General features: G+C 45.1%; 9 protein-coding genes and 1 pseudogene. 6 read left to right on the plus strand and 4 right to left on the minus strand.

All coding sequences use genetic code 11. The annotated features are described in order from the left end of the window. Positions 1-52 precede the first annotated feature (52 nt). Both ACFVRY_RS03370 and ACFVRY_RS03375 read left to right on the plus strand, forming a co-directional pair. Complete coding sequence (locus ACFVRY_RS03370; RefSeq protein WP_387497290.1) at positions 53-562, plus strand: sigma-70 family RNA polymerase sigma factor; 510 nt, start codon at positions 53-55, stop codon at positions 560-562. 21 nt (positions 563-583) lie between these two features. Then, the gene (locus ACFVRY_RS03375) at positions 584-2038 is read left to right on the plus strand and encodes a DUF4179 domain-containing protein (RefSeq protein WP_387497292.1); all 1455 of its coding nucleotides are present in this window, start codon (positions 584-586) and stop codon (positions 2036-2038) included. A gap of 110 nt (positions 2039-2148) precedes the next feature. Here the strand turns inward: ACFVRY_RS03375 and ACFVRY_RS03380 are convergent, their stop codons facing one another. The 3 genes from ACFVRY_RS03380 to ACFVRY_RS03390 all read right to left on the minus strand — a co-directional run bounded on the left by ACFVRY_RS03380 (position 2149) and on the right by ACFVRY_RS03390 (position 7518). Then, a complete protein-coding gene (locus ACFVRY_RS03380; protein ID WP_387497294.1) occupies positions 2149-3306 on the minus strand; it encodes a HupE/UreJ family protein in 1158 nt (385 codons plus the stop codon). A 77-nt stretch (positions 3307-3383) separates the two neighbouring features. Beyond that, positions 3384-6260 carry an S-layer homology domain-containing protein gene (locus ACFVRY_RS03385; RefSeq protein WP_387497296.1) on the minus strand — a complete coding sequence of 959 codons (2877 nt, stop codon included), beginning with the start codon at positions 6258-6260 and terminating at the stop codon, positions 3384-3386. A 169-nt stretch (positions 6261-6429) separates the two neighbouring features. Further along, positions 6430-7518, minus strand: coding sequence for a HupE/UreJ family protein (locus ACFVRY_RS03390; protein ID WP_387497298.1), 1089 nt, complete (start codon positions 7516-7518; stop codon positions 6430-6432). A gap of 174 nt (positions 7519-7692) precedes the next feature. Between ACFVRY_RS03390 and ACFVRY_RS03395 the strand changes: the two genes are divergently transcribed. From ACFVRY_RS03395 to ACFVRY_RS03410, 4 genes and pseudogenes are all read left to right on the plus strand, one after another. After that, positions 7693-8892, plus strand: coding sequence for a YibE/F family protein (locus tag ACFVRY_RS03395; RefSeq protein WP_387497300.1), 1200 nt, complete (start codon positions 7693-7695; stop codon positions 8890-8892). Between the two features lie 262 nt (positions 8893-9154). Next, positions 9155-10633 (plus strand): Lsa family ABC-F type ribosomal protection protein, encoded by a 1479-nt coding sequence (locus ACFVRY_RS03400; protein WP_387497302.1) that lies wholly within the window; start codon positions 9155-9157, stop codon positions 10631-10633. Positions 10634-10895: 262 nt separating this feature from the next. Continuing rightward, positions 10896-10976, plus strand: a complete 81-nt coding sequence (locus tag ACFVRY_RS03405) for a hypothetical protein (RefSeq protein ID WP_387497743.1) — start codon at positions 10896-10898, stop codon at positions 10974-10976. A gap of 4 nt (positions 10977-10980) precedes the next feature. Then, a pseudogene (locus tag ACFVRY_RS03410) lies at positions 10981-11332 on the plus strand (SDR family NAD(P)-dependent oxidoreductase). A 60-nt stretch (positions 11333-11392) separates the two neighbouring features. Here the strand turns inward: ACFVRY_RS03410 and ACFVRY_RS03415 are convergent. Then, complete coding sequence (locus ACFVRY_RS03415) at positions 11393-11851, minus strand: CcdC protein domain-containing protein (protein WP_387497304.1); 459 nt, start codon at positions 11849-11851, stop codon at positions 11393-11395. Positions 11852-11953: the final 102 nt, after the last annotated feature.

Raw genomic sequence — 11953 nt, forward strand, 5'->3', positions numbered from 1 at the left:
ATAAATCGTTTTAGAGCATAACTGCGTCTTACTTTTAGATTGAGGGGGAGTGATGGTGGAAAATACAATAAATACGATCAGAGAAACAGATTTTGCACTGTCAGAAGAAGAGGCCTTTTTTGAACGCTTATATGTTGAACGTCGTAAACTTTATGCGATTGCTTACAGCTACCTTGGAAATGAAGTGGATGCGCTCGAAGTCGTACAGGAAGCCTCTTGCCGGGCTTGGATAAAACGTAAGAAGCTGAAGGACGAGCAGGCCTTTACACCTTGGGTGATTCGGATCACGATCAATTGCTGTATGGACGAGCTTCGGCGCAAGAAACGCGTATTCCCAGCAGAGAGGCTGCTAGAAAATGCAGCGCAAGAGATGCAGAGCAACGAACGAATTGATCTGGAACGGGCGATGAATCGCATGAAGCCCAAATATCGGCATGCCGTGATCCTGAAATATTACCAGGACATGACTACTGTAGAAATTGCCAAGGTGCTTAAAAAACCTGAAGGTACCATTAAGACCTGGGTACGCGAAGGCCTCAAGCAGCTTCGGAGATATCTTTAGAGATGCAGGAGGTGAATGATAATGATCGACAAAGAGAAAGACATTCTGCTCCGGAATGTTCATGAGGTGAACCAGCATGCCGAAGCGTTCCAGGAAAAGCAACTATACAATGCCATGCGAGGTGGAATCATGACAGGGAGAAAACGAGAGCGAAGACGTAAGTATTCATTGGCAATCACGATGGTTGTCGCAGCCGCCGCAGTTATCATGATCTTTTCAATCGTGAAAGCCCCGGTAAAGGAGGTTGCCCAGGCTACGCTACGAAGTGAAGTGAACAAGGATTGGAGCGATTCTGAATTGTTCAAATCTGTACGCGTAGATGATCAGTCATACATAAGCATCCTGGACCGGAATCTTATAGCGCCTGTTTATCATAGTGCAGAAAAGAACGGGCTGAAGGTAGAGGTCAGGGGCGCAGCCACAGACGGACGAAAATTATTTATCTTGTATAGTGTTGAGAATAAGACAGATAAATTGCGCATTCATACGGTTGCTACACTTAACTATGGAACCTTTGAAGCACCGTCTATAGGTACAAGTCTGACGAGCAGTACGAACGAAGTCTGGGCGGGACAAACCGCATATTATGTATACTCAGCAAAAATTCTACCTTCGGTATCCTATCCTAAAAATGTGAAGTTCAATGTAACACTTAACGATATTGTCACCAACAGCAAGAAATATCGGACCGAGCTTGATATTCCTTTCGAGCTTGACCCTGACATGTTCAAGAACCAGCAGCATACAGTGTCTGCTAATCGCACCTTGATAGTGGATGGACAAAAAATTAATGTGCAGCAAGTTCTCTACACCCCACTAGGGACCTATGTTGATATCGAATATGATAAGGACAATGACAAACAAATATTTCAATTGTTAAATCCTATATTAATGGTTAAAAAAGCAGGGCAAACCGAAAAAACATACTACCCTTCGTTCATTACATCTTCCAATTCTGAAGTTTACACAGATAGTTCCAAGGCTACGCTGGTGTTTAAAAGCAGTGAGTATAATGATCCGGACTCCATCTCGTTAAAGGCATTTGGGATTTCTGCAGTAGAGAAAGATCAGATGAAAATTGTCATTAATCTTAACAAGAAAGAGATTATTGAAGCGCCGGGAAGCGATCTTGAACTTGTCGAGCCTAAGCCAGAAGATTACGCAGAACCGGGAGAGATCCTGTTGCGGCATAAGTTTGATAATGCCCAATATCTAAGCAGCACATATAACAGCTTGGCAGATACCTTCACCGACGCGGAAGGTCAAGTGCATAAACAAGTCAGTGTAAATAAAACCACTCCAGGAGGGAACTTCGGTGGTTCTCTAGGGTTTAGAGATGGTACGGCAGAAGATCAGCTTCGTTATCGTTTTGGAGAGAAAGCTAAGGATTATCCGCAGCCGCTGACAATAACCATTGAAAGATATAATAATCCGATTATGGATACACAGGCTGTAGAGTTGTACTCGAAAAAGTAAACGATGCCTGTCCCTGGCCAGCCTCTAAAATCTAAAAAGCTGCTACCGATAACTTATCGGAGCAGCTTTTGCTTCTATAATAGAAGAAACACAATCTAACAGACCTGCTATCAGGCAAAAACCAGTCGTTGCAGCAGCCAAACTCCGCCTAGTAGAAAAGCAACCGACGAACCTGCGAGCACCGCACGCCTAGAGAATCTCCATTTATGTAGCAATCCCAGCACAGGAAGCAGAATTGCAATCAGGATCACCTGAACAGCTTCGATACCCAGGTTAAAACTGACTAAATCGACGGCCAGCTGACTTTTTGGTAATTGCATCTCTGTTAAAATATCGGCGAAGCCCATCCCATGGATGAGGCCGAACAGAAATGTCAGTACCCAGCGATAGCTGACTTCTTTGCGAATTATATTATCTACAGCAACGAAACAAATACTTAGTGCAATCGCCGGCTCAACAATTCTTGGTGAGAGACTGATGATCCCGAGTACCGTCAACGTCAGGGTGATGCTGTGCGCGATGGTAAAGGCGGTAATCATAGCCGCATACTGTTTGAATGTCTGCCTGGCGAGAAGGAGGGAGAAGAGGAAGAGTAAATGATCATACCCGCTCAGAATATGGTTCATGCCGAGTTTGAAGAAAGAGAACCAGCCAGAGAGAACTTCCGTTGAATCGGAAGCTTCGGGAGTAAGCTGTACATTTTGCGGCAAAGCAGCATAATCTTTGTCACTGAGTTGCATGACCCAATCACGATACTTCCCGGATAAAGCTTGCGTAGTATTGGAGCTGCCATAATGAATGGTTAACAAATTAACGTAGTTGGCAGAGGAATCTTGTGAATACAGATGGTCTGTTAACGATACGGATTGGGTGGCTTGTACGGGAGGAAAAGAGACCTTTAGAACCGCTTTTTCTGTACCCGATTCCTGCTCCAGTGTCAAACTGTGAACTTGTGTCCACTCCTGAGGTTCACTGTTGATTAGGAGAAGCAGATTTTCTTTAAGTAAAGACTCCAGGCGGTCTTTTACAGCAGAAAATTCACCACCCTCAAGCTTACCATTCTTGTTGGTATCCCCGCCGATGAGCTCGATTACCGATAAATCATCAAGCGCATAGGTCATTTCCAAAGCAGACTGGGTCAAAGTAATGGTCGTGTAACCGGCGCTGTAAGCGTGAGCATCGACTTTCTGTTCGAACGGTATTAGAAGAATGATAAGCGCTAACACCAGACAACAGGAATACTTTAAAGCGGCATGGATACGGATCATGATTCGTCCCCCCTGTAAAGAATAACAGGAATACCGTTCATGATGAACGATATTCCCGTAAACCCTGCTGTCTTTCCTTATTTATTGAGCAAGTTATAGATGACTTGTGCCGCTTCCCCGCGGGTAGTGATTCCCTTAGGCTCAAACATACCTTGGGCACGACCGTTGATCAGTTGAAGTGCAGCGGCTTGTTTAACAAATTCTGCAGCCCAAGCTGAAATTTTTGCTTCATCGTTGAAGGTGGCGCTGGAGCTTCCAGAAGACTTGCCATGCAGCTTCTCGTATCCGCGCATCAGCATGGTTACCATTTCTTCGCGGGTAATATTTGTTTTTGAGCCGAACAGGGAAGGGCTAGTACCTTGCACAATCCCTGCCTTGACTGCTGCAGCGATGGCATCAGCATACCAATCCCCATTTTTAACATCCGAGAAGGATACAGTCGCTTTGTCTGTGAGGCCGAGAGCTCTGACCAGCATTGCCGTGAATTCTGCACGGGTTACACTGCGACCTGGCTCAAAGGAATTCGCACTTGTTCCATTTAGAATACCTTTAGAGACCAGATCATTGATTGCGGCAGCAGCCCAGTAGGATGCAGGAACATCCGAGAAGGTTTTGGTGTTTCCTTTTGCCGGGGCTGGTGTAACAACTGGTGCCGCCGTAGCGCTTGCTGCTGGTGCAGGCGTTGCAGTTGGCGAAGGTGTTTTTGTCGGTGAGGCGGTCGGTGAAGCAGTTGGTGGAGTATTCGACCCCGATCCCGACCCCGACGAAGGTGCTTGGGTTGGAGCAGGTGTAGGTGAAGCAGTTGGTGCTGTCGTAGGCGCAGTTGTAGGTGCGGTAGTTGGAGCAGTTGTAGGTGCAGTGGTTGGTGTACCACCACCGCCTGAAGGTGTGGATACCGTAACTTTACTGATGTTGCTTACAAGACTAGTGCCATCCAGTGCTTTTGCAGTAATCTCAGCCGTCCCCGCGAGTTTAGCAGTTACCTTACCATTTGCATCAACGGTTGCGATGGACTCATTGCTGGAGACCCAAGTGATTGCCGGGTTCGTTGCATCTGTTGGTGCGACAACTGCGCTCAGATTAGCTGTTTCGCCTACGTTTAAGTTAAGCGTATCTTTACTTAGCGTAATTCCGCTAACTGGTATACCTACCGTTACCGCGGCTGTTTCTACATCCAGGTTGGATGGGACAGCGATGTGCTTATTCTGCGTAGTAAGAGCTGATGCGCTCAGCTTCACATTAGCTACTGCAGGGTTTTTCGGATTGACAAGTTTGAAGCTCAGCTTGATCAAATCCTCGTACTTGCCATAAGCCTCAGAACGGAAAGGCGTTTCGGGGTTGGCTTTAATATTAACCTCACCTGGGTTTTCGGTGATGGTCAGTGTACCCAGGGTTGCTGAGAGTGCTGAAGCACTATCGAACTTGATTTTGGTACTGTCATACGTAAACGTAGTATCAAGATTCTTCACGGCGTTAGCGTTGCTGATTGCATAATTGAAGTCAATCGCTGCCGATGTATCTTTCTGCTGTGTCGTATTGGAGTAGACTTTTACACTTTCCGGTTCTTTCACGAAGCCGTAAGTATCGAGCTTCTCTAGCGTATCTGAACGGAATGTGTCTACAGTAATGCTGGATGGTGTTACTTTGATCGTGGAGAACGTTGGGGTATGGAGCTGGCTCCGGCTAGCCGAATATCTTTCCGGGGTTGTGTTCAATTCGTAGTATTTACTTCCGCTTGCCGAGTTGGCAGTAACGTAAGTGGAGCCGTTAGGGTTGACGTCTCTGCCTTGGCTATCTACCAGCTGTCTGCCCTGAACATTATCTCCGTTCATGACATAAGTTCTGACATAAGAGTGGTCATGACCCATGAAGATCATATCCACATCCAAAGCGTCAAGCGTAGGGAAGAGTGCTGCCCGCAGATTGAGGATTACTTGCTCTGTAGAGTGAGCTTGTCCACCGCCATAAATGTCGTGATGGAACGTAACGATTCTCCATTTGGTATTGGGAACAGCTTGCACAGTATCCTGCATGAATTTGGCATGCTCAGCACCATTGGAATTGTTGGTGTCCAGTACCATAAACAAGGTGTCACCGTAGGTGTAGTAATAGTCACCGCCATAGGTGTTATCGGCAAGAACATCCTTATTGCGGTTATCCTTCATCATACCAAGGGTCGATTCATTGGGCACGTTGAAATGATATTTGTAATTGACGTTGACATCATGGTTGCCGACGACAGTTGCCATAGGCAGGTTTCTGAGCACATCTGGACTCTCAAAGGCATCATACTCTGTTTCAAGAGATGTGCTGGACTTATTCTCAATTTGATCGCCTGCGGACATGATAAAGCTGAAATTGGGGAAATTTTTTACGGCTTGGTTGAGTGTTTTCGTCCATCCGTAAGTATCATTGGTTACGCTGCCTGAGGAGCCGATCTGCGGATCGCCGACAAACATGAGGGTGTAGTTGGTAGGATCTTGGGTGGTGTAATTGTAGATGGGGCTCCAGTGGTCTTCATTGCCATCTCCGACACGGTACACATACTCCGTTTGGTTGGCCAGACCAGAGGCCGTTGCTTTGTTAGAATAATAGACCGAATCCGTAACTGTAGTGGCGGGTATTGCTGTACCTGTAAAGGTCATTACCTTTGTTGCTTCCGGAAAAGCTGTACCGTTCAAATCCGATTTTTTGGCCATCTGCACAATACTTGCTACCGGTTGGCCTGGGGTTAGCCAAGCAAAGTTCAATTTGCTCTCATCTGCCCCGGGGTTAAGCGCAATATCCCTGATCGTGTAAGGGAAGGAGGCGGCTCTGGCCACATCAAGCGGGCTGATCTTGGAATTAAAGCCTAAGATCCCCGGTGGCAACAACGCGATGATCAGGAGCATGGATAAAGCCAAGATACTGACGGTGTATACACGGCGTTTCTTTTGACTGAACCTCTTCAACATCTAACAACCACCCCTTGGACAATTTTGGACGCTCTAACGGTGTTTTCCGGAAGAGTACCTGTACCAATATAACTTGCAGTTGTTAAAAGTGATGCTAGACTCTATTAATTCCATGTGAAAGTGCGAGTACTCGTATCGGAATTTATTTTGCGGATTCCCGGCTAAGCATTTAGAAGAAAACCTTAATCGTAAAAGAGATTAGTCCGACGAACGCGGCTGCGCTCAAAATCAAGGGAGTGGCATATTTAACCTTCCGAAAACAATTGATGATAATTAATAAACTTAACGAAATGAGGACCACAGAAGCTTCAAGACCGGCATAAAAAGCAGTCACAGAAACGGCGAAATGCCCACCGTCTTCTCTAAGACCTAGTAGCTGTCTGGCATACCAGAAGCCATGAATTATACCAAGCCCGCCGGCAATCCAGGAGAGCTGTTGTACAGCTGCCTTATAATAAATACTTAACGCTAGAAAGACAACACTTAACGGAATCAGGGCATTCAACAAACGATCAGGCAGGGCTATGATATGCAGTCCGCTAAGAAGCAAGGTTAAGGACTGAGTAGCGGCAAACATAGCAAGTGTTCGGAGCGCTGGTTTGGTGCTTTGTAATCCAAGGATCAGGATGGCCAGCACAAGAATCGATTCGTAGCTGCGGAAAAACTGCTCTATCCCTAGTAGGGAAAAATATTGGATTATCCTGGGCAGTTTCAGCTCGCCGACTTGCAGCTCTGTAATCTGTGCAATCAGTACAGCCTCTTTCTTCAGCTCCCCAAGGGCGAGATTAACATAATTCACATGCCATTGATCCCGGTCAAAGACAAGATTGTAGTCGAGCGTGAACTGCTGGGGATTCCTTTTGACAGGATACTCAATCACGGCTTCGGCAAAAGGCTGCACCTCGTTCTCTTTTTCTATATAGCGAAACTGCGTCACTCTTCCTTCCAGCGGCAAACTGTCACTATACAGATTTATCTTCGTAAGCAGCAAGTGCTCCACCTCTGCCTGATGAGTGCTGTAAAATTTATTCAAGACTTTCTCAGTGGTCAAGGCAAGGTCGGGATCATCCGGATTCACCTCGGCCATCATGTCATACATATCTAGCTGGAGAACATATTTGATCGTGTTATGCTCCAGTGTAATGTCCGAGTAGGCTACACTCACATTGCCGTGGGCTAGCGACACAGGGATGCCCGTGCTTAACCAAACTCCACAAATGAGAAACGATAGTACCACAAGCCTGAGCCATTTTTTCATACGGATTGAAGTCCTCCCACACCGATTTTGATAGATTCGCTGACGCACACATATTATCATCAAAATCTCATGAAATGAAAGACAGAAAAAATATTTCTTGTTAATCCTGAAATGATAGGATAGATTATTGGTGTAATCTGAGCGCTGCTTACGGACAACAAATGGGGGTAGAGTATGCTTGCATCAAAGAATTTAAGAGTCACGCTGTTCATTGGGCTTATACTGTGTATCTCTTTAGGCATGTATCTGTTCAACCAGTCCTCCGAAATTAAGCACAACGAGCATGGGAGCAGTACCGCCTCCAAAACATTCGAGAAAGCAAAGGTCTTACGAGTCATCAGCGAGAATTTGTCAAGAGATTCTGAACGAGGCGATTTATACAACGGTTCACAAGAGCTTGAGATCAAAATTTTGACCGGGGAACATCAGGGTGAAGTCCACCAGATTACCAATAACGTCAGTGTGTATCTAAATGTGATTGCCAAAGAAGGGCAGACCGTTATCGTTAATATTGATTCTGCCGACGCGACCTATTACATAATCTCTGTGTACAGTTATTATAGAGTTCCGTATATAGCAGCAATGATCTTGCTGTTCTTTGGGGTGCTGTGGTGGGTTGGCGGCAAAAAAGGCTTAAAATCGGTATTGGGCATTATATTTACCTTTGCCTGCATTATCTATTTGTTCATTCCAATGCTGTACAGAGGCTACTCCCCCATACTCGCTTCTGTGCTGATTGTCATCTTGACGACTTGTGTAACCTTATTGCTGCTGAACGGATGGACCGCCAGGTCCTGGGCTGCAATTTTGGGGACGATTTGCGGGGTGATAATTTCAGGGGCACTTGCTTACGTTTTCGGTTCTCTAGTCCATATCTCCGGTTATAATACGGCAGAGGTAGACGTGCTAATCACGATCTCTGATGAGACAGGCTTGCAGCTCGGGGGGATGCTCTTCGCAGGGATTTTGATCTCCTCGCTTGGCGCTATTATTGACGTAGCTATCTCTATTGCGGCATCGGTGCATGAGGTCTATAGTACGAACCCTAATCTTTCGCAAAAAGAGCTGTTCAAATCCGGTATCAACGTTGGCCGGGATATGATGGGGACGATGGCTAACACGCTGATCCTGGCGATCACCGGAACTACGCTTGCCTCACTTATGATCCTGTATGCGATCAAAACCTCGTTTAACCAGCTCGCTAATATGAATATGGTGACGATCGAAGTGATCCAGGGGATTGCCGGTTGTTTCGGAGTCGTTCTGACCGTACCGATTGTTGCTTTTATTTCTTCGAAAATTATTCCCAGCTTCGAAAAGAAGATCGCTATGAGTAAGATTGGAGAGGAAACGGATCTAAAAGTTGAAATTTAACGACACGCATGTTAAAATTACCCTAATTATTGATGACAGGGGTTGAAAGGGATAATGTAGAATTCTTGCGTAGCGATAAAACAAAAAAGCGATGATTTTTCGCATGTTTTATTTCTGATGCAAGAAAGTTACTTATTCTTTTCACTCAAACAATATCTCTTATCTATGCCCTCAAGGCGTTAGATTAGTTGTGTTTATTTGAGCTACGAGAAAGTAACTTTCTTGTAGCTCTTATTTTTTTGCACAAGGAGATGGTGGTTGTATGTCATTGATTAGTGTTACGAACCTCACGTTTGCCCATGAGGGCAGCTACGATAATATATTTGAGAATGTGAGCTTTCAGCTCGATACCGATTGGAAGTTAGGATTTACGGGCAGGAACGGCAGAGGGAAAACAACCTTTATGAACCTCTTGCTCGGTAAATACGAATACAGCGGTCATATTTCTGCTAAAGTCAGCTTTGAATATTTTCCGTTCCATGTTGAGCACAAGGAGTACCATACGATAGATATCGTAGAGGAGATCTACCCGGATTATCAGCATTGGGAGCTGATGCGTGAGCTTACATTGCTGGAGGTATCTGAGGATGTGTTGTACCGGTCCTTCGATTCCTTATCGAACGGGGAACAGACCAAGGTGCTGCTGGCTGCCTTATTCCTCAAAGAGAATAGCTTCCTGCTCATTGATGAGCCGACCAACCACCTGGACATGAAGGCAAGACGACTGGTTAGCAGCTATCTGAGTGGTAAAAGTGGCTACATTCTGGTGTCGCACGACCGATCCTTTCTGGATCACTGCGTGGACCATATCCTCTCGGTCAACAAGACCAACATCGAGATTCAAAAAGGGAATTTCTCGGATTGGTGGGAGAACAAACAGCGTCAGGATCAATCGGAGCTGGCTGAGAACGAGCATTTGCGGAAAGATATCCGGCGCCTGTCGGAAGCAGCTAAACGAACTAGTGATTGGTCGGATAAAGTGGAAAAATCGAAAAATGGTACCCGGAATTCCGGCTCCAAGTTAGATAAAGGGTATGTGGGCCATAAGGCGGCCAAAATGATGAAACGTTCTAAGGGCATTGAGCAAAGACAGCAGACGTTCATTGACGACCGTTCCAAGCTGCTCAAAAATATTGAAAGCACCGAAAATCTGAAGATCGCACAGCTGGCCTATCACAAAAACCAGCTTGCCGAGCTGATTGGAGTCTCGATCCAATATGGGGAGAAGACGGTATGTGAGGATGTCAGTTTCACCATTGAACAGGGTGAGCGGATTGCCCTTTCAGGGAAGAACGGCTCCGGTAAATCGAGCATTATTAAATTGATTTGCGGAGAGGAGCTTAGTTATACCGGTACTTTTAGAAAAGGAAGCCAGCTTAAGATATCCTATGTATCCCAGGATACCTCACATCTAGAGGGGAATTTGACAGATTACGCGAGGCGGAATGACATAGATGAGAGCCTGTTTAAAGCGATTCTTAGAAAATTGGATTTCTCCAGAATGCAATTCGAAAAGAACATTGAGGATTACAGCGGTGGTCAAAAGAAAAAAGTGCTGATTGCCAAAAGTCTATGTGAGAAGGTCCATCTGCATATTTGGGACGAGCCGCTTAATTTTATTGATGTGATTTCCCGGATGCAGATTGAAGAGCTGTTGCATGAATATGCACCGACGATTCTTTTTGTAGAGCATGATAGCGAGTTCTGCAACAATATTGCCACTAAGGTGATTGAGCTATAATGAAGTGCACAAGGGAATGAGCTTAAAGCCGCGTATATCGCGGCTTTTTTCGTGCGGAGATGTACATTGTTATGGAAATCAAGTGAGCGGACCCTTTGAATTATACAATTTGAATTGTTAATCACCAAAATATACATTCTTTTTCAAGTTAATAATACTCCTTATACTTTGTATGTAAAGCAACACATCATCCAAAGTAGATTTAAGCACGATAAAACGTGGACCGATCATTACGGGTGGGGCGTCAGGCGTAGGGAATGGAATTGCCAAAGCTTTTGTAAAGGAAGGGGCAAAGGTTGTAATCGTGGGACTACAACGAAGAGGTAGGCAATCAAGCCATTGAGGAATTGAAGCTAATTGGGCCGGAGTCTATTTTCATTCATGCCGATCTGGCGGATTTCAGTACGCATTCGAAAATTGTTAGTCGAACGATCGATATCTTTGGACAGTTGGATATCCTGGTTAACAATGCCCAAGCTTCTCGTGTGAAGCCTTTCCTAGAGACCTCAGGGGCACATCATTAACTTTGCTTCTGGAGCGGGAATTAATGGGGATCTGAACCAGGCTGCCTATGCAGCATCCAAAGAAGCTGCAATCAAGATAGTCAAACAAGTGCTCAAAGCCTGGCGGTTTAGCCGGGTTTTGAGCACTTGTTTTGTTTTGCTGTGCGAATCTGCACCCTATGATTATTCACCCTAGAATGTAGTTCAATACAGAGATCACACTCGGAGCTCAGTTTGCTTAGAGCTTAAGCTCGTCTTATCTAGATTTGGCATGATGAAATTTAATGAAGCTCGCCATCCGCCAAATGGCAATATAGGTTAGGGTGAATACATTATTCAGGAAACCAAGCGTCTTGGGATCGATACCAGTAATGAACAAGAAGTCGAGTAACCGGAGCGAGAAGATGGCAATAATTAATACATAAAGAGATACGTTTCTTTTATAATACATCTTGCGATCCGATCTCCGCTCAAATTGCGTTACCAGAATTAATGGGATCGACAGAATCGCACCTATAGCAATCGAGCTGATAATTCCGCCAGATGTAAGCACCAGCGTAGGGTCGAACAATTCAAACAAAGATGAAGAGATATAAAGAACCGGAATCAACAGTCTCCGACCAGATTCGTGCAATGGCTTCTTACTGCCCTGGATAACACCCCTCAAAATAAGTACGATAATTAGTAATGAGATTGTTAAAGATAATGGATTCATATGAAACACCTCGTCTGTTTTTTGTGTAACCTAAGTATCGCGGATATTTAAAATTTTTATAAGTGTACAAAGTAATTCGTTAAGGTGACTTTTGTCATTTTC

It is taken from the genome of Paenibacillus sp. NPDC057934 (genome assembly GCF_042887565.1).
GTDB lineage: Bacteria > Bacillota > Bacilli > Paenibacillales > Paenibacillaceae > Paenibacillus_AQ.

Bases quoted from the DNA above. Each gene is read 5' to 3' on its own strand.
- ACFVRY_RS03370 (WP_387497290.1), top strand. From the start codon at position 53: ATGGTGGAAAATACAATAAATACGATCAGAGAAACAGATTTTGCACTG.
- ACFVRY_RS03375 (WP_387497292.1), top strand. From the start codon at position 584: ATGATCGACAAAGAGAAAGACATTCTGCTCCGGAATGTTCATGAGGTG.
- ACFVRY_RS03380 (WP_387497294.1), bottom strand. From the start codon at position 3,306: ATGATCCGTATCCATGCCGCTTTAAAGTATTCCTGTTGTCTGGTGTTA.
- ACFVRY_RS03385 (WP_387497296.1), bottom strand. From the start codon at position 6,260: ATGTTGAAGAGGTTCAGTCAAAAGAAACGCCGTGTATACACCGTCAGT.
- ACFVRY_RS03390 (WP_387497298.1), bottom strand. From the start codon at position 7,518: ATGAAAAAATGGCTCAGGCTTGTGGTACTATCGTTTCTCATTTGTGGA.
- ACFVRY_RS03395 (WP_387497300.1), top strand. From the start codon at position 7,693: ATGCTTGCATCAAAGAATTTAAGAGTCACGCTGTTCATTGGGCTTATA.
- ACFVRY_RS03400 (WP_387497302.1), top strand. From the start codon at position 9,155: ATGTCATTGATTAGTGTTACGAACCTCACGTTTGCCCATGAGGGCAGC.
- ACFVRY_RS03415 (WP_387497304.1), bottom strand. From the start codon at position 11,851: ATGAATCCATTATCTTTAACAATCTCATTACTAATTATCGTACTTATT.